The following is a 17,709-nucleotide window of genomic DNA, read 5'->3' on the forward strand; positions in this document are numbered from 1 at the left end:
ACTCTGTGCATCGGCGCAGCGCTTCGGTGGACGACGCGGTGCGCATCGAAGCTGCGTCGAGGCGATGCACCGACCTTGCGGCTCGTGCGCATGCCGCGCTTTCCCGCGCTCGTCCCAGCGCTGCCTGGGCGCGTCGCGTGGCATACGCAGCGCTCCCTCCCGGCGCCGAGACGAGCCGGTGCCCGCACTCCGCGGCCGGGCCTCCTGGCATGCTCGGATAAGCTCCTTGCGATATGTCTCTGCTGCCGCGCCGCTGGTTTCCTTTCCTCGACTGGCCGCGCCCCGATGCGGCCCTCTTGCGCGGCGAGCTTGCCGCGGCGCTCACGGTGGCGGTGGTGATGATTCCGCAGTCGGTGGCCTACGCCGGCCTGGCCGGCATGCCGCTGGTCACCGGGCTGTACGCCACCTTCCTTCCCGCGCTGGCCGCGGTGCTGTTCAGCCGTTCGACGCGCCTGTCCGTCGGCCCCTCCGCGCTCAGCGCCGTGCTGGTGGGGGCGTCGCTGGTGGGCCTGGCCGAGCCGGGCAGCGCGCAATGGGTGGCGCTGGCGGTCTGGCTTGCGCTGTTGTCGGGCGTGCTGCAGCTGGCCGTGGGCGCGAGTGGCGCCTCGTGGATGCTGAACCTGGTGAGCGCCCCGGTGCTGGCGGGCTTCAGTCAGGCCGCCGCGGTGCTGATCATCATGTCGCAGCTGCCGGCTCTGCTCGGGCTGCAGGAGGGCTCGCTGGCGGCGCTGCTGCGGGTGCCACCGCCGCGCCTGCCGTGGGAGAGCCTGGCGTACGGCGTCGGCAGCCTCGCGGCCTTCGAGCTCGGCAAGCGCTGGCTGCCCCGACTGCCGATGGTGCTGGTCGTGCTTGCGTTCACCGCGATCGTGAGCGCCGCCACCGGGTTCGACCGGCGTGGCGCCGTGCTGGGCGCGCTGCCGGCGGGCTTTCCGTCTCTCTACGTGCCGGGACTGCTGGCCTGGGAGCAGTTCCTGGCCCTGCTGGCACCCGCGCTGGTGATCACCCTGGTCAGCTCGCTGGAGATGGCGGCCAGCGCCAAGATCGAGAGCCAGCGCGAAGGCCGCCGGTGGGACGCGAGCCAGGACCTGATCGGACAGGGCATGGGCAAGCTCACCGCCGCCTTCTCGGGCGCGTTCCCCGTCAGCACCTCGTTCTCGCGATCGGCCATCACGCTCTACGCCGGAGCCCGCACGGGCTGGGCGACGGTGTTCGCCACCGGCCTGGTGCTGCTGGTGCTGATGTTCCTCACGCCGGCGCTGTATTACGTGCCGGCCCCCGTCCTGGCGGCCGTGGTGATGGCCGCCGTGGTCGGCCTGCTCAAGCCGCGCATGTTCGTCGCGCTGTGGCGGTTGCAGCGCATCGAGGCGGGCATCGCCGCGGCGACCTTCGTGGTCACGCTGCTGTCCGCGCCGCGCATCTACTGGGGCGTGCTCACCGGCGTGGTGCTGGGGCTGGTGCATTTCCTGCACCACCGGCTGCACCCGCGCATCGTCGAGGTGGGACTGCACCCCGACGGCAGCCTGCGCGACCGTCACCGCTGGAAGCTCGCCCCGCTCGCTGCGGACACCTACGGGCTGCGCATGGACGACGAGCTCGATTTCGCCTCGGCCAGCGCCCTGGAGCGGCAGGTGATGGAGCATGTGGCGACCCATCCCGAGGTGCGCCACCTGTGCCTCTTCGCGCAGCCGATCAACCGCATCGACGCGACCGGCGTCGAGGTGTTCGGCCAGCTGCGCCGCTTCCTCGCCAGCCGGGGCATCACGCTGCACGTCAGCGGGCTGAAGCTGCCAGTGGAACGGATGCTCCGGCGGGCGGGTGAGCTGGACGACGGGCCCCTGCTGCGCCTGCATCGCACCGACCCCGAAGCCATCGCCGCCCTCGCCGCGCCGCAGCAGCGGGACTCCAGCGCCAACTCCAACTTCAACTCCGAGGGGCGAGGCAGCTGAGCTCCATCGACCTTGTCGCGCGCGACGGACAGCTCGCATCCGGCCGTACTTGCCCGGCTGCGCGCGGCCGGATGCGACCGGCGGAGCCGGCGCCACGCGCCCAACCCGCTCCATGCGGCTCAGGCCGTGACGATCCAGCCCTCCAGCGGATCGAGCCCGGGCGGCAGGCCCCAGGCAGGCGGCCCCTGCAGCGCGGCCCAGCCCGCCTGCACCATGCACAGCACGGCATCCAGCCGATCTCCCGAGGCGTCGTCGATCAGCGCGTCGCGCTGTGCGTGCGTAAGCTTCAGGCGCAGGCCCAGCCGGGTGCGCCCGGTCTCCAGCGCCCCCAGCAGGTCCTTGCGGGCGATCAGGCGCTCGGGCGTCTGGCGGGCGGTGTCGTCGCTCTTGTAGCTGCGCCGCCCGATCAGCTCGCGCGCGAGCAGCCCGGGGTAGGCCTCCAGCGCGACGCGCTGCGGGTCGCCGGCGTGCAGGCCGGGAATGTCCACCCCGGCCTCCAGCACCAGGGGCACGGCCGCGTGCAGCATCCACGCCACCGGCGGGTTCACCCACTTCATCGACGGGCTGGAGCCGGCGAGCCTGTCGAAGGCGCGGTGCGCGAACTTGCCCCCGGGCGGGCGGGCCGCGCAGAAGGCCGCGAAGGTCTCGCGGATCTGCGGCCGCGTGAGGCTGGTGTAGTGCGCCATGCAGGCGCGCCAGGTGCGCGGCCAGCCCAGGTGCTCGACCAGCTCGCGCGGCAACCCGAACGGAAAATCGAAGCCGCCGACCCAGGGCCCCGGCTCCCGCAGCCAGGCGCCGAACTCCTGCAGCGTGGGCAGACTCGCGAGCCGCTGCAGCACCACCGTGCCTGCCACCACGCGCCCGAACGCGAGCACCACCGGCTTTCGACGGCTCGGGCTGCTCGAGAAGTCGCAGCCCACCAGGGTCGGTGCGTCCTGCGTCACGCCATTGCCAATGCCATCACGCCGGCCGCGATGCACCCCGCGCCGAGCAGCCGCAGGCCGCGGTCGCCCTCGTTGAGCAGGTGCCCCCCGAGCAGCGCGGCGAACAGCATCGACACCTCGCGCGCGGGCGCGACGTGCGACAGCGGCGCGACCTGCATCGCATAGAGCACCAGGACGTAGGAGATGGGACTCACCAGCCCGACGAAGACGATGTACTTGCGCTGCGTGCGCCAGGCCTCGGCGAGCCCCGCGCCATTGCCGATCGCCGTCGGCGCCATGAGCACCAGGCGCGTCACGTTCACTGCGTACTCGAGCAGCAGTGGCGAGATCAGCACCACCTTGACGGCGTAGGCGTCCACCACGGTGTAGCCGGCGATGAACGCACCCGTGGCCAGGCCGTAGGCCACGCCCTTTCGGATGCGGTCGCCGGCGGCAGGGTCCTGCGCGCGCCGCAGCAGGCGCGGGCCGCCCGCGATCAGGAACACACCGGCCACGACCCCCGCGATGCCGAGTGCCCCGGCGGGCGACAGGTGTTCACCGAACAGCACGATCGCGCAGGCCGACGACAGCAGCGGGCCGCTGCCGCGCGCGAGCGGGTAGACCACGGTGAGGTCGGCCTTGCGGTAGCCGCGCAGCAGGGTGAGGTAGTACACCGCGTGCAGCACCGCGCTGGCCAGCACCACCAGCACCTCGGTGCGGCCCCAGTGCGGCACGTGCTGCACCGCCAGCCACAGCCCCACGGGCGCCCAGCCCACCGCCAGGACGATTCCGGTGAGCAGCGCGAAGCGCGCGTCGCCACCCGCTTTCTTGGCGGCGATGTTCCAGCTGGCGTGGATGAGACCCGCGAGGACGACCAGCGCGAGCGAGCTGGCGGGCACCGCCCGAGTGCCTCAGGCGCGGCCGCAGATGGCGGCCGCGGCCATCAGGTCTTCGAGCAGGGCGAGCGAGACACGCCCGGAGACGGCGTAGGGATCGAGCTCGGGCTTTTCCGAGTACTTCAGCAGCACCGAGTGGTTGATGCGGGTGGTGTTCACCTGGCCCATGGCCCAGCCGCTGAAGCGGCGTTCGGTGATTTCCTCGAAGTGCAGCAAGGCCACGTCCTTGTGGCGCGGATCGCTCTGGATGTGGCCGAACAGGTCGGACACCGGCTGGCGCCCGCCTTCGATGGCCTGCAGGAAGATACCGCCGCCGTAGCAGAGGATGCCGGTGATGCCGCTGACCGGGTTGTGCGAGCGCGCCTGGGCGAGGATGGACTCGATCACCTCGGGGCTGGGATCGACCGCGCGGCTGCAATAGAGAAGGCGCACCAGCATGGCGACGGTTTCCTAGTCCTTGGGGATGAGCGCAAGGAATTCGCGGCGCAGCGCCGGATCCTTGAGGAACGAGCCGCGCATGACCGAATTGATCATGCGGCTGTTCATGTCCTTCACCCCGCGCCAGGCCATGCAGTAGTGCGTGGCCTCCATCACGATGGCCAGGCCATCGGGTTGCGTCTTTTCCATGATCAGGTCGGCCAGCTGCACCACGGCCTCTTCCTGGATCTGCGGACGGCCCATCACCCACTCGGCCAGGCGCGCGTACTTGGACAGCCCGATCACGTTGGTGTGCTCGTTGGGCATGACGCCGATCCAGACCTTGCCGATCACCGGGCAGAAGTGGTGGCTGCAGGCCGAGCGCACGGTGAGCGGCCCCACGATCATCAGCTCGTTGAGGTGCTCGGCATTGGGGAATTCGGTGATGCCCGGCGCCTTCACGTAGCGGCCCCGGAACACCTCGTTGAGGTACAGCTTGGCGACGCGCCGCGCGGTGTCGCTGGTGTTGTGGTCACTGGCCGTGTCGATCACCAGGCTGTCGAGCACGCCCTGCATCTTCACCTCGACCTCATCAAGCAGCGCCTCGAGCTCGCCCGGCTGCACGAAATCGGCGATGTTGTCGTTGGCATGGAAACGCTTGCGCGCCGCCCGGATGCGCTCACGGATCTTGACCGACACGGGCGTGCCTTCGTCCGCCGGATGCGCGAGGGTGGAGGGGGTCGGTTCAGCTTTCATGGGCAGAAGGATGCTAACACCGGGCCCTTTAGGCGGGCGCTGCGCGGGGTCAGCAGCACCGGGGCCGCTCGCCCACCTGAGGGGATCGTGCGGGCACCCGAACACCATGGTTCTACATCCGCAGAAACAGCCGGCGTCCAGCTCACGCCCCCCCCAGCAGCGCCTCCAGATCCTGCAGCGTGTTCGCCTCGTGCAGCGGCTTGTCGTCGCGGATGCGCAGCATGCGGGGGAAGCGCACGGCGATGCCGCTCTTGTGGCGGGGGCTGCGGTTGATGCCTTCGAAGCCCAGCTCGAACACCAGCGACGGCCGCACGCTGCGCACGGGGCCGAATTTCTCCACGGTGCTGCGGCGGATCAGCGCATCGACGCGCCGGAACTCCTCGTCGGTGAGGCCGGAGAAGGCCTTGGCGAACGCCACCAGTTGCAGGCCGCCTTCGATGGGCGGTTCGCGCCGGGCGATCGCCTCGACGACGGCCTCGGCCTCTTCGCGGCTGGCCGGCGCCCGGTTCCAGACGGCGAAGGTGTAGTCGGTGTAGACCGAGGCGCGGCGGCCGTGTCCCGCCTGCGCGTAGACCAGTACGCAGTCGATGGTCATCGGCTCGATCTTCCATTTCCACCACAAACCCTCGGCCTTGGTGCGCCCGGTGCCGTAGGCCGCGTCGCGCCGCTTGAGCATGAAGCCCTCGACATTGCGCGCGCGCGACTGCAGCCGCCGCTCGGCCAGCTCGTGCCAGGAGCCGGCGTGCTCCACCGGCGAGAGCTTGATCGGCCGGCCCTCCAGCAGCGCCTCCAGCCGCGCGCGGCGCTGCTGCTGCGGCAGCGAGCGCAGATCGGCGCCGCCTTCTTCCAGCAGGTCGTAGGCCATGAAGGTGACCGGCGCGTCGGCGAGCACCTTGCGGCCCACGGTCTTGCGGCCGATACGCTGCTGCAGCAGGGCGAAGGGCGCGGGCTGCGGCTCGCCGGGGCGCCAGGCCATGATCTCGCCGTCGAGCACGGTGCCGTCGGGCAGCGGCTGCGCCAGGGCCACGATTTCCGGGAAGCGGTCGGTCACCAGCTCCTCGCCGCGCGACCAGATCCACACGGCGCCGGCGCGCTTGACCACCTGCCCACGGATGCCGTCGTACTTCCACTCGACTTGCCAGTCGTGCGGCGGCCCGAGCCGGTCGTGAAAGACCTCCACCGGCGCGTCCAGCGGGTGCGCGAGGAAAAAGGGGTAGGGCTGTCCGAGGTCCGCCTCGGAGCCCTCGCCCACGCTGCCCTCCGGCGCCAGCAGGGCGAGCAGCCGATCGGCCGAGGGCATGCGCTTGGCGTCGGTGTAGCCCATCATGCGCTGGGCCACCAGCTTGGCGTCCAGCCCGCCGTGCGCGGCCAGCGCGCGCTGCACCAGCAGCCGGCTCACGCCGACGCGGAACCCTCCGCCAACCAGCTTGGTGAACAGGAAGCGGCCCTGCCAGTCCAGCTCGGCCCAGTAGCCGCGCACCCGCGTGGCGATCTCCGCAGGTGGCAGGCCGCGCAGCGGCAGCAGGCGCTCCTCCACCCAGTCGGCCAGGCCGAGCGTGGACACCAGCTGCCCGGGCGGCAGCACATGGGCGATGGTCTCTGCCAGGTCGCCCACCGCCTGGTAGCTCTCGTCGAAGAGCCAGGGCGCGATGCCGGCCTCCTCGCAGGCCAGGGCGGCCAGCGTCGCCATGGGCGCCACCTGCCGCGGCTTGCCACCCGCGAGGAAGTACACGGCCCACGCAGCGTCGCGCGGCGCCGCCTCGCCGAAGTAGCGCTGCAGCGCCGCCACCTTGGCGCTGGTGGAGGTGGTGGCGTCGAGTTCGGCGTAGAGCCGGGCGAACAGCCTCATAGAAACCAGCCGCGCCCCAGCATCAGTGCGAACAGCACCAGCACCCCGGCGAAGGCCGGCCAGCCGAGCGCGAACCAGATGCGAAACCAGCGGTGGAAGCGCGCATCGAGCGCGGCGATGGACGGCGCCGCGCGCGCCGCGTTGCGCAGGCGGATCTGCAGCGCCACCACCGGCAGCCAGCACACCCCCACGAAGACGTAGACGCCGAAGACCCAGGCCAGCCACGGGCTGGTCCAGCTGCCGCCGGACATCTGCCACAGCAGCAGCCCGGTGACCGGCTGCAGCGCCGCCGCGGTGGCGGTAAACACCGTGTCGGCGGTGACGGTCAGGGACAGCACGCCGCGCAGCAGCCCCAGGTTGTCCTCGCGCATGGCGCTGCGATAGCCGAACCAGGCGAAGAACGCGATGCCCATGCCGGTGCCGAACAGCACGGCCGCGCCCACGAGGTGGAGGTATTTGAGCGCGAGGTAGGTGGTCACGAAGTCTCCGGGGGTGGCAGGTCGGCTTCGATGCGGTCGTCGCCGTATTCGGTCTCGAAGGCCTGGGCCTGCAGGCCCTGCTCGCCGAGGTGGCGCACCATCGGCGCGACGCTGCCGTGGGTGACGATGACCCGCTGCGCGCCGGTGGCCGCGATGGCGGCCATGAGGCCGGGCCAGTCGGCGTGGTCGGAGAGCACGAAGCCGCGGTCGTATCCGCCGCGCCGGCGCGCGCCGCGCAGCTGCATCCAGCCGCTTGCAAAGGCCGTGCTGCTGTCGCCGAAGCGGCGCAGCCAGGTACTCGCAACTGCGCTGGGCGGGCACAGCACCAGCGCCCGCCGCAGCTCGGCGCGGTCCGCTATCTCGCTGACCAGGCGGGTGGGCGGCAGCGGCACGCCGGCCTCGCGGTAGGCGCGGTTCAGCGGCTCCACCGCGCCGTGCACGACGATGGCGCCGATGGCCGGATCGACGCCGGCCAGGATGCGCTGGGCCTTGCCGAAGCTGTAGCACGCCAGCACGCTGGCGCGGCCCGCATCGGCATTGGCGGCCCACCAGGCGTTGATGTCGGCGAACAGCTCGGCGTCGCTGGGCCAGCGGTAGATCGGCAGGCCGAAGGTGGATTCGGTGATGAAGACGTCGCAGCGCACCGGCTCGAACGGCGCGCAGGTGGGGTCGGGCGCGACCTTGTAGTCGCCGCTCGCCACCCACACCTGGCCACCGTGCTCCAGCCGCACCTGCGCCGAGCCCAGCACGTGCCCGGCGGGATGCAGCGACAGCGTGACACCGTGGTGCACGATGCGCTCGCCGTACATCAGCGGCGTCAGCGCCAGCGACGCACCGAGCCGCGCGCGCAGCACGCCTTCTGCCGGCGCGGCGGCGAGGTAGTGGCCGTGCCCCACGCGGGCGTGGTCGGCGTGGGCGTGGGTGATGACGGCGCGGTCCACCGGGCGCCAGGGGTCGATGAAGAAATCGCCCGCCGGGCAGTAGAGGCCCTCGGGCCGCTGCACGACCAGGTCGTCGGCCGCGCTCACAGGTATTTCTTTCCCTGCACGGCCAGTGCAACCCGCATGACTGCCAGCGCGAGCCATTCGAGCGCGCGCTCGCGCCAGGGGCGGCTCGCATACTGCGCCGCATCCATCACACGTCCGTGATGCTCGATGGCGTGCAGCAGGCGGCGGCGCAGCAGCTCCCCGAACTCGGGGTCATCGACGATCACGTTGGCCTCGCGCGCGAGCAGCAGGCTGAGCGGGTCGAGGTTGGACGAGCCCACGGTGGCCACCCGGCCGTCGAAGACGGCCACCTTGGCGTGCAGGAAGCTCGCTTCGTATTCGTGGATCTCGACACCGGCCTTGAGCAGGGCGTCGTAGACCGGCCGCGAGGCGTAGTACTGCATGAAGTACTCGTAGCGCCCCTGCAGCAGCAGCATCACCCGCACCCCGCGCCGCGCCGCGCGCATCAGCGCCCGGCGCAGCCGCCCGCCGGGAACGAAGTAGGCGTTGGCGATGATGATTTCCTGCTGCGCGCGGCCGATGGCGCGCAGGTACGACTTCTCGATCTGGCGCCGATGGCGCAGGTTGTCGCGCAGCAGCAGCGCGGCGCGCGCCGCTGACGCGCCGGGCGCCGCGGCCGTCGAGGCGCCGCGCGGCAGCGGCCTCAGCGCTTCGGCGAGCGCGTGCGGGTCGAGCCGGTGCACGGCGCGCATGCGCTGCCACAACACCGCCATCGCCTCGCGCACGTCCGCCACGATCGGGCCGCTCACGCGCACCGCGAAGTCCAGCCGCGGGTAGTCGAGCCGGCCGTGGTTGGGGTCGAGCAGGTCGTCCAGCAGGTTGATGCCCCCGCAGTAGGCAGCATGCCCATCGACGACGCACAGCTTGCGGTGCAGCCTGCGCCAGCTGCCCGGCCAGACCACCCCCAGGCTGCCCACCGGCGCGTACACCTCCCACTGCACGCCGGCCTGGTCGAAGCGCTCGCGCCAGGATGCAGGAAGCATCGGCGTGCCGAAGCCATCGACCGCGATCCGCACGGAGACGCCGCGGCGGGCGGCACGCTCGAGCGCCCACGCCACCTCGGCGCTCGCGCCGCCGAAGTCGAGGATGTAGGTCTCCAGCCAGACCTCGTGCGCGGCCGCGTCGATGTCCGCGACCAGTGCCGGAAAAAGCTCGGCGCTGCCCTCCAGCAGTTGCAGGCCGTGGCCGGGTCGCAGGGGCGGCAGGCGTAGCGGCATGTCCTGCGCGGCCCTACAGGCCGAACTCCGCGATGAGGGGCAGGTGGTCGGACATGCGCCACCAGATGCGCCCGCGCGGCACCATCAGGTTCAGTGGCCGCAGGCCGCGCGCGTAGATGAAGTCGAGCTGCGCCAAGGGCAGGCGCGAGGGATAGGTCAGCCCGCTGAGCCAGTCGCAGTCGCGCAGCCCCAGCGCCTTCATCGGCTCGCGCAGCTTGCCGCCCCAGTCGTTGAAATCGCCGGCCACCAGCAGCGGTTCGCCCTCGGGCACCTCGCGCGCGATGAAGCGCGACAGGTGCTGCACCTGGCGCAGCCGGCTGCCGGCGATGAGCCCGAGGTGCACCACCACCACGTGCACCGGCCGATCTTCGACCTGCACGTGCACGTGCAGCAGGCCGCGCTGCTCGAAGCGGTGGTCGGACATGTCTTCGTGGCCGTGCGATACCACCGGCCAGCGCGAGAGCAGCGCGTTGCCGTGCTCGCCGTGGCGGGTGAAGGCGTTGGTCTGGTAGACGGCCTGATAGCCCTCGGGACACAGAAACTCGGCCTGCGGCAGCTCGGGCCAGCGCTTGAACCAGGCGGACTGGCGGCGGTGCAGCCGCCGCACCTCCTGCAGGCAGACGAGATCGGCATCGAGCTGCTCGACGGCATGGCCCAGGTTGTGGATCTCCAGCCGCCGCGCCGGCCCGATCCCCTGCACGCCCTTGTGGATGTTGTAGGTCGCCACCCGGAGGACTTCGGTCATCGCCGGAATTCTGGCAGCAAGAGGATGGCTTCGGCGTTGGACGGCGAGAAGCAGGCGTCGGCCGCCTCGCGCCAGGGCAGCCAGCGGAAGGCGCTGTGCTCGCGTGGGTTCAGCACCACCGGCGTGCCCGCCGGAACGCACAAGCCGAACAGATGCTCGGTATTGCGCGTGGTGCCGGGTGCATAGCGGTGCAGCCACTGGGGGTAGATGTCGTAGACGTTCACCAGGCCCCAGTCACGCAGCGCCCCGTCGAGCTCGGAGCCGGGCCCGCAGGCGATGCCGGTCTCTTCCCACACCTCGCGGGCGGCCGTCTGGCGCAGGTCCTCGCACGCCGTGTCCTTGCTGCCGGTGACCGACTGCCAGAAGCCGGGCGCATCGGCACGGTTGATCAGGAGCACCTCGAGCGCGGGCGTATGCACCACCACCAGCACCGACTCGGGAATCTTGAACGGCCGGGCCGCAGCCCCGGCGATGGTCTGCACGGCACGCACCTCCTGGTGCGGCAGTTTAGGGGGCCCAGAGCAGTGCGCAGGCAGGCAGCCGCGCGAAGGCCTCGGCCAGTGCGATGCGACCCTCCCGAACGACGAACTCGGCACCGTCGAGGACGCTGGTCAGCCGCGCGCCGTCGGGCAGGCCTGCAACATCGACGGTGGTGTCGCCCCAGGCCGCCGAGCCCACCGGCGGCGTTCCGGCATCGCAGGGCAGCTGCGACCACAGCCGTCCGGCGATGGTGACGAGCATGCGCCCCTCGTGGCGGCGCGCGAAGGCCAGCACGTTGGCCGCCCGCGTGCCGGTCGCGTCCAGCGGTTGGTAGTCGCCGCGCTCGAACAGCGCCGGATCGCGCCGCCGCAGGCCCAGCAGCCGCCAGGCGATCCACAGCTTGGCGCGACCGTCGCCGGGCGTGGCGGCGAGCCCCGGCGGCAGCGCGTCGCCCGCCGCTGCGAGCTCGTCGAGCATGCGTGCGAGCGCGGGGTAATCGACCGGCCGCCGGTTGTCGGGATCGACCAGCGTGAGGCTCACGACCTCATGGCCCTGGTAGGTGTCCGGCACGCCCGGTGAGGCGTGCTTGACCAGCGTGCTGCTGAGGCTGTTGAGCGCGCCGAACCAGGCGAGCTGCTGCGCCATCGCGTGCAGTTCGGCCAGGAAGGTGCCCTGCTGCCCCGGCGCCAGCGCGCCTTCGACGAACGCGGCCAGCGCGTTCTCGTAGCCCTCGTCCGGTTTGGTCCAGCGGGTGCGCACCTTGGCCTCGCGCGCGGCCTTGCGCATGTAGTCGACGATGCGTCCGGCGTAGTCCGGCCCCGGGCCTTCGAGCGGCCAGGTTCCCAGCAGGGTCTGGTAGAGCAGGTACTCGTCGGCGGCGCTGGGCGCGTCCTCGGGCGCGCCGGCGGCCCGCAGGCTCTCGCGCAGCGGGCGGTTCACCGCGCGCCAGCGCCGCAGCGCCAGCCGCCACGCGGCGGGCATCTCGGAGAGCACGTCGATGCGGTTGCGCACGTCCTCCGACCGCTTGTGGTCGTGGGTGGCCGTGGCCAGCATGGTGTGCGGCCAGCGCCGCGCGCGGTCGGCGCTCGCCTGGTGGAACGCAGCTACGGTCATGCCGAACTGCGCCGGCTCGCCTCCGACCTCGTTGAGCGAGGACAGCGGAAACCAGCGGTAGAAGGCGGTGTCCTCGACGCCCTTGGCGGCGACCGGCGAGCAGAACTGCTGGATGCGGATGGCGAAGCGCCGCACCCGCGCGAGCAGCTCGTGCGAGGCGTCGGGCAGGCTCTGGCCCAGCATGCACTGGCGGATGAAGCCGAACACCGACAGGTCGGCGTCCTCGCTGCGGCCCATCGCTTCCTCGACCGCCCACTCGACGTAACGGCGGTCCTGCACCGAGGGGCCATCGACCACGTAGGTGCGGTAGACCGGCAGGCAGGCGACCACCTCGGCCAGCGAGCGGCGCAGGCTGTTGAAGGTGTAGTCGCGGGTGCGGCGGTGGCGCCGTGCGATGCGCAGCAGCTCGGTGGCGAGCACCGTGAGCTCGGAGGCCAGTGCCGTGCGCATGATGTCGATCTTGGCCTCGCGCGCGACCTCGTCGAACGGCCTGCGCTCGCCCGTGAAGCGCTGCCAGATCTGCACGAAGCGGTCTTCGGCGGCGGTATCGACCAGCACCCCGTTGACCACGTTGGCGAAGCGGTAGCCGGTGGTGCCGTGCACGTGCCAGTCCTCGGGCACGTCCTCGTGGCTGGCGGCGATCTTCTCGGCCACCACGTAGAGCGGGCGGCAGGGGCGGCCGCCGGCGTCGCGCTCGGGCAGGTCGAGCCCGGCCCGCGTGGCATAGCCCTCCTGCAGCATGCGGAAGTAGCGCGCCGGATCGTAGAGGCCGTCGGGGTGGTCGATGCGCAGGCCGTCCACCGCGCCCTCGGCGGCGAGTTGCAGCGCGAACGACTGCGTGGCCTCGAACACCTCGTCGCGCTCCATGCGCAGCGCCGCCAGGTCGCCGATCTCGAAGAACCGGCGGTAGTTGATCTCGTCGGCCGCGACGCGCCAGTAGGCGGGCCTCCAGGCCTGCGCGTCGATGAGCGCGTGCAGCTCGTCCCGGCGGGACGAATCGTTGAGTTCGGCGACCGCGGCCTCGACCGCGCGGGCCACTTCGGGTTCGCGCTGCAGCAGCCGCGCCAGCCGCGCCTTGAGCAGCTCCTTGTCGCGGTCGCGCTCGATGCGCTCGTCCTCGCCCTCGGCGTCGCGCGCGGGCAGGTGGCCGAATGCGGCGGCGATGCTGGCCAGCCGGGCCGCGAGGTCGAGGTCTTCGAGGCGGGCTTCGGCGCGCGACAGCACCGCGGGGTAGGTCTCCGGCGCGAGCGGCAGGCGGTGCTCGTAGTAGGCGAGCGAGAGCGCGCCGCGGCCCTCCTCCAGGCGCAGCACCAGGTCGCCGCGCTCGAGCACGTCGCCGTAATGGTCGCCCAGCAGCGGCACCAGCAGCTTGCCGGTGAGCTCGCGGTTCAGCGGCCGCCAGTCGATGTCGAAATGCTGCGCATACAGCGAGGCCGGGCCGTTCTCCAGCACGTCCAGCCACCAGGCGTTGTCCTGGCCCCAGACGCCCATGTGGTTGGGGACCATGTCCAGCAGCAGCCCCATGCCGCGCTCGCGCAGCGCGGCGATGAGCCGCCGCAGCCCGTCTTCGCCGCCGAGTTCGGGATTGATCTCGTCGTGCGCCACGACGTCGTAGCCGTGGGTGCTGCCGGCGCGCGCACGCTGCACCGGCGAGCAGTAGACGTGGCTCACGCCGAGGCGGTCGAGGTAGGGCAGGATGCGCACCGCATCGTCGAAGCCGAAGTCCTTGTGCAGTTGCAGCCGGTACGTGGCGCGCGGCACCCGGGCCTGGCAGGCGCGCGCCGCATCGGCCGGACGGTGGCGCGGACGCTGCGCCGCAAGGCTGGCCGAGAGGTCCTGCCAGCCCGGCCGGCCGGCCAGGTCTTCCACCGCCACGGTCAGCTTGCGCCGCCAGTTGGGGTGCTGGTCCACCGTGCCGGGCAGGTTGGCCTGTTCGAGCATGCCGAGCACGTCCTCGAACTGCACCATCATCACCGCCGACGGCGCACGCGCCAGCCAGGTGTGGATGGCATGGACCACCGAGGGCTCGAGCCGCTGCGTGCCGGCGGCAACGGCCACGTCGGACGCCTGCAGCAGGCCTTCGCGCTGCACGGCCAGCAGCAGCCGGATGCGGTCCTGCGCGCGTTCGAGCAGCTGCCGCTCCATCAGCTCGCGCGTGGGGAACAGCCCCAGCTGCTCGCGCACGCGCAGGTCGTGCCCGGCCCACCAGCCCGCCAGGGTCGGCAGGTCGTGGGTGCTCACGGCCACCAGCGCCTGCGCGGGGTAGTCGGCCGGCGGCTTGAAGTCGCCACCGTCACCGCGTTCGAAATACAGCAGCCGGTACGACAGCACGCCCGCGCGGCCGAGGCCGTTGCGCACTTCGTCGGCCACGGTGCCCAGGTCTTCGCCGATCACCATGCACTGGTTGCGCTGGCTTTCCAGGGCGACGATCGCCAGCAGCTCGTCGAGCCGGTAGTGGACATACGCACCCTCGCGCGGCGACAGGCCCGGCGGGATGCAGAACAGGCGCATCAGGCCCATGACGTGGTCGATGCGCAGCGCACCGGCGCCGCGCATGTTGGCCCGCAGGGCATCGATGAACAGGTCGTAGCCGCGCGCGCGCAGCTTGTGCGGATTCAGCGGCGGCAGGCCCCAGCCCTGGCCCTGCGCGTTGAACTCGTCGGGCGGCGCACCGGCGCCGGCATCGAGCGCGAAGCAGTCGCGCGCGCTCCAGGTGTCGGAGCCGGCCCGATCGACGGACACCGCCAGGTCGAGATACAGCCCCACCCCCATGCCGCGCGCGTGCGCCAGCCGGCCGGTGTGCGCGAGCTGGCGCCGTGCCTGCCACTGCAGGAACTGGTGGTAGCGCACCCGGTCGAGGTGGCGCGCCGCGAACTCGCGCACCTCTGGGGCCTCGGGGTCGCGCCAGCCTTCGGGCCATACGGGCCAGCCCCAGACCTCGGGGTTCTGCGCATGGAAATGCGCCTGCAGCGCTTCGAACAGCGCGTGCAGGTACAGGGACGATCCGCCTTCGCGCACGAATGCCAGGAATTCGTCGCCCAGCGCGTCGCGGGCGCTCCCCAGGTCGTCGTCCAGGCGCCGTGCCCGGAAGTCCGCCCAGACCAGCTCGAGCACCTCGAACTTGGCAGCGGCGACGCCCGGGTAATCGACCAGCGACATGTCGCGCAGCCGCGCGAGGCGCGCCTGGAAGGCCGGCGAGCGCACCCGCTGGCGTGCCTCCTGGGCGTCCTCGAATCCGGCGGCCGCCTCGACGTCGATGTACAGAACGTTCAGGTGCCGGCGCGACGACGGGCTGTAGGGGCTCAGGTGCGCCGGGTTGTGCGGAAACAGTGCGTGCAGCGGGTTCAGCCCCAGGATGCCGGCGCCGCGCTCGGCGGCGCGCGCCACCAGGACGGCGAGGTCGGTGAAGTCGCCGATGCCCCAGTTGCGCCGCGAGCGCAGCGCGTACAGCTGCACCGCCGGGCCCCACACCTTGCCCTCGCCTTCGAGGGCGGTCGGGCGCCAGCACCGGGGCGGCGCAGCGACGATGCGGCTGCCGGCACCCTGCCCCTCGACGCTCAGCGTGTGGTAGCCGGCCGGCAGGCCCGGGGCGATGTGCAGGCGGCGCTCGACGCGCGGGCCGTCGGGCCCCTCGCCCGCGCCCGTCTGGGGCAGCTCGCGCAGCGCGGCCTCGCCTTCGTGCACGGCACCGCCTTCTTCGACCACGCGCCAGCGCACGCGCTCCCACGCCGGCGGCAGGCGCAGCGGCACCGACCAGTGGCCGCGGCCCGCCTCCAGTGCCACCACCGGCGGCAGCACTTCGGCCCAGGCAGCCCGTCCGGCGTCGGCCAGCGCCTGTCCGGCGCCACCGGGGGCCTGCGTATCCACGCCGAACGCTGCGAGCAGCGCCGCGAGGTGCCCGGGCGCGACCTGGTGCCGCTGGCCCCAGATGTCCTGGTAGTCCGGCGCGATGCCGAAGTGCGCGCAGAGCCGTTCGAGCGCGCCGCGATCGATCCCTCCCTCGCCCTCAGACACCGCTGCCGCCCTCTGCGTGCGTGGCATCGACGCCGGCATCGAGGATCAGGCAGACCGCGCCGCGCTCCAGCCGCAGCCGGCCGTCGGCCGCATCCGAGGCGCGCTCGCGGTACAGCAGCCGCCCGGGCGGCGCCGCGATCTCGGTCGGCTGCGCGCCGAAGTGGGCGAGCAGGTGCAGGGTGCCCGCGGGCGCGCCTGCCGTGCCGAGCGTCCAGCGAACGGAAAGACGTGCATCGGCGCATTCCCACTGCCCCGCGCAACAGCCTTGGGCGAACCACGGAACCAGCGCGCGCTGGCGCAGCTGCAGCAGCTCGCGCATGCGCGTGAACACGCGCGCGTGTTCGCCTTCGCCGCGCTCCTGCCAGCGCAGGGTGGATGCGGTGAAGGTCGCCGGCGCGTTCGGGTCGGGGATGCGCGAGCGCGCGGCCTCGTCGCGGAACGCAGCGAAGCGGCCGAACTCTTCGCGCCTGCCGCGCGAAACGGCCTCGGCCAGCTCGGGGCCGAAGTCGCAGAAATACTGGAACGGCGTGGACGCGGCGTATTCCTCGCCCATGAACAGCATGGGCACGTGCGGCGACAGCAGCACGCAGGCGTGCGCCGCCTCCAGCAGCAGCGGGTCTGCCAGGCTGTGGATGCGGTCGCCGAAGGCACGGTTGCCGACCTGGTCATGGGTCTGCAGGTAGGACACGAATGCCGACAGCGGCAGGTGCCCCGACGGCTCGCCCCGGGCCTCGCCCTCACGGAACGCGCTGGGCTGCCCCTGGTAGATGTAGCCCTGCGCGAGCGCCCTGGCGAAACCGGCTGCCGGGTCGTCGGCGTAGTCCGCGTAGTAGCCGTCGGTCTCGCCGGTGGTGAGCACATGCACAGCGTGGTGCAGGTCGTCGTTCCACTGGGCCGTGGCGGCACGCGGGCGGCCGTCGGCCTCGCGCTCCAGGAAGCGGGCCTGGTTGGCGTCGTTCTCGAGCACGATGTGCACCTGGCGCTGTTGCCCGGGCCCGGCCTGCACCGCTTCGCAGATCTCCGTGACGATGTGGCGCGCAGAGTCGTCCCGGATGGCGTGCACGGCGTCCATGCGCAGGCCATCGCAGTGGAACTCCTCGATCCAGTAGAGCGCGTTGTGGACGAAGAAGTCGCGCACCGTGCGCGCGTGCTCGCCGTCGTAGTTGATGGCCGAGCCCCAGGGCGTCTGGTGCGCCGGGTTGAAGAACTCCGGACAGTACGCGTGCAGGTAGTTGCCCTCCGGGCCGAAGTGGTTGTAGACCACGTCCACCAGCACCATGAGGCCGAGCGCGTGGGCTGCGTCCACCAAGGCCTTGAGCTCGTCGGGCGTGCCGTAGCTCGCCTCGGGCGCGAACTGCAGCACGCCGTCGTAGCCCCATCCGCGCTGTCCCGGGAAGTCGGCCAGCGGCATGAGCTCGATGGCCGTGACGCCCAGGTCCAGCAGGTCGGGCAAGCGCTCGCGCGCCGCGGCATACGTGCCTTCGCGCGTGAAAGTGCCCAGGTGCATTTCGTAGACCACGGCCTCGTGCCAGGGGCGGCCGCGCCAGGCTGCGTCCTGCCACGCGTAGCTGCCCGGATCGATCACCCGGCTGGGGCCGTGCACGTCGTCTGGGTTGAAGCGGGAGGCGGGATCAGGCGCGCGCAGGCCGTCGCGCAGCACGAAGCGGTAGGCATCGCCGGCGCCGGCCTGCGCGAGGGTCAGCCGGTGCCAGCCCTGCGCGTCGCGCACCATCGGGTGCAGGCGCGGTGCGCCGCCGGCCGTGGCCGTGTCGTGCTCCAGTTGCACGCCCTCCTGGCTCGGTGCCCACAACCTGAATTCGACGCCGCCCCCCGGTTGCAGCCGTGCGCCGAACGGCATGTCATGCAT

General features: G+C 72.0%; 13 protein-coding genes. 1 reads left to right on the top strand and 12 read right to left on the bottom strand.

Annotated features, from left to right (window positions below; all coding sequences use genetic code 11):
- The first annotated feature begins 233 nt into the window (after nucleotides 1-233).
- On the top strand, nucleotides 234-1,946 hold the full coding sequence (locus tag WG922_RS04030) for a SulP family inorganic anion transporter (protein WP_340280859.1): 1,713 nt from the start codon (nucleotides 234-236) through the stop codon (nucleotides 1,944-1,946).
- Between the two features lie 119 nt (nucleotides 1,947-2,065).
- On the opposite strand, the gene WG922_RS04035 is transcribed toward WG922_RS04030, so the two are convergent.
- The 12 genes from WG922_RS04035 to treZ all read right to left on the bottom strand — a co-directional run bounded on the left by WG922_RS04035 (nucleotide 2,066) and on the right by treZ (nucleotide 17,709).
- Nucleotides 2,066-2,890 carry a DUF429 domain-containing protein gene (locus tag WG922_RS04035; RefSeq protein ID WP_340280860.1) on the bottom strand — a complete coding sequence of 275 codons (825 nt, stop codon included), beginning with the start codon at nucleotides 2,888-2,890 and terminating at the stop codon, nucleotides 2,066-2,068.
- On the bottom strand, nucleotides 2,887-3,768 hold the full coding sequence (locus WG922_RS04040; RefSeq protein ID WP_340280861.1) for a DMT family transporter: 882 nt from the start codon (nucleotides 3,766-3,768) through the stop codon (nucleotides 2,887-2,889). Before WG922_RS04040 ends, WG922_RS04035 begins: the two co-directional genes overlap by 4 nt.
- Before the next feature lie 12 nt (nucleotides 3,769-3,780).
- Complete coding sequence (locus tag WG922_RS04045; RefSeq protein ID WP_340280862.1) at nucleotides 3,781-4,203, bottom strand: BLUF domain-containing protein; 423 nt, start codon at nucleotides 4,201-4,203, stop codon at nucleotides 3,781-3,783.
- Nucleotides 4,204-4,215: 12 nt separating this feature from the next.
- Nucleotides 4,216-4,938, bottom strand: a complete 723-nt coding sequence (gene folE / locus WG922_RS04050; protein WP_340280864.1) for a GTP cyclohydrolase I — start codon at nucleotides 4,936-4,938, stop codon at nucleotides 4,216-4,218.
- A gap of 142 nt (nucleotides 4,939-5,080) precedes the next feature.
- Entirely contained in the window at nucleotides 5,081-6,787 is a 1,707-nt protein-coding gene (locus tag WG922_RS04055; RefSeq protein WP_340280865.1) for an ATP-dependent DNA ligase, read from the bottom strand.
- Nucleotides 6,784-7,266, bottom strand: coding sequence for a DUF2269 family protein (locus tag WG922_RS04060; RefSeq protein ID WP_340280866.1), 483 nt, complete (start codon nucleotides 7,264-7,266; stop codon nucleotides 6,784-6,786). Before WG922_RS04060 ends, WG922_RS04055 begins: the two co-directional genes overlap by 4 nt.
- On the bottom strand, nucleotides 7,263-8,294 hold the full coding sequence (locus WG922_RS04065; protein WP_340280867.1) for a ligase-associated DNA damage response exonuclease: 1,032 nt from the start codon (nucleotides 8,292-8,294) through the stop codon (nucleotides 7,263-7,265). Before WG922_RS04065 ends, WG922_RS04060 begins: the two co-directional genes overlap by 4 nt.
- Entirely contained in the window at nucleotides 8,291-9,490 is a 1,200-nt protein-coding gene (gene clsB / locus WG922_RS04070; protein WP_340280868.1) for a cardiolipin synthase ClsB, read from the bottom strand. Before clsB ends, WG922_RS04065 begins: the two co-directional genes overlap by 4 nt.
- Nucleotides 9,491-9,503: 13 nt before the next feature.
- A complete protein-coding gene (locus WG922_RS04075) occupies nucleotides 9,504-10,235 on the bottom strand; it encodes an endonuclease/exonuclease/phosphatase family protein (RefSeq protein ID WP_340280869.1) in 732 nt (243 codons plus the stop codon).
- Entirely contained in the window at nucleotides 10,232-10,717 is a 486-nt protein-coding gene (nudB, locus tag WG922_RS04080; protein WP_340280870.1) for a dihydroneopterin triphosphate diphosphatase, read from the bottom strand. The genes WG922_RS04075 and nudB overlap by 4 nt, the downstream gene beginning before the upstream one ends.
- A 25-nt stretch (nucleotides 10,718-10,742) precedes the next feature.
- On the bottom strand, nucleotides 10,743-15,842 hold the full coding sequence (locus tag WG922_RS04085; RefSeq protein WP_340280871.1) for a malto-oligosyltrehalose synthase: 5,100 nt from the start codon (nucleotides 15,840-15,842) through the stop codon (nucleotides 10,743-10,745).
- Nucleotides 15,835-17,709 carry a malto-oligosyltrehalose trehalohydrolase gene (treZ, locus tag WG922_RS04090; RefSeq protein ID WP_340281166.1) on the bottom strand — a complete coding sequence of 625 codons (1,875 nt, stop codon included), beginning with the start codon at nucleotides 17,707-17,709 and terminating at the stop codon, nucleotides 15,835-15,837. Before treZ ends, WG922_RS04085 begins: the two co-directional genes overlap by 8 nt.

It is taken from the genome of Ramlibacter sp. AN1015 (assembly GCF_037726105.1).
GTDB lineage: Bacteria > Pseudomonadota > Gammaproteobacteria > Burkholderiales > Burkholderiaceae_C > Ramlibacter.

Excerpts from the sequence above, each read along its gene's own strand:
- WG922_RS04030 (WP_340280859.1), top strand. The coding sequence starts at position 234 with ATGTCTCTGCTGCCGCGCCGCTGGTTTCCTTTCCTCGACTGGCCGCGC.
- WG922_RS04045 (WP_340280862.1), bottom strand. The coding sequence starts at position 4,203 with ATGCTGGTGCGCCTTCTCTATTGCAGCCGCGCGGTCGATCCCAGCCCC.
- folE (WP_340280864.1), bottom strand. The coding sequence starts at position 4,938 with ATGAAAGCTGAACCGACCCCCTCCACCCTCGCGCATCCGGCGGACGAA.
- WG922_RS04055 (WP_340280865.1), bottom strand. The coding sequence starts at position 6,787 with ATGAGGCTGTTCGCCCGGCTCTACGCCGAACTCGACGCCACCACCTCC.
- clsB (WP_340280868.1), bottom strand. The coding sequence starts at position 9,490 with ATGCCGCTACGCCTGCCGCCCCTGCGACCCGGCCACGGCCTGCAACTG.
- WG922_RS04075 (WP_340280869.1), bottom strand. The coding sequence starts at position 10,235 with ATGACCGAAGTCCTCCGGGTGGCGACCTACAACATCCACAAGGGCGTG.
- treZ (WP_340281166.1), bottom strand. The coding sequence starts at position 17,709 with ATGCATGACATGCCGTTCGGCGCACGGCTGCAACCGGGGGGCGGCGTC.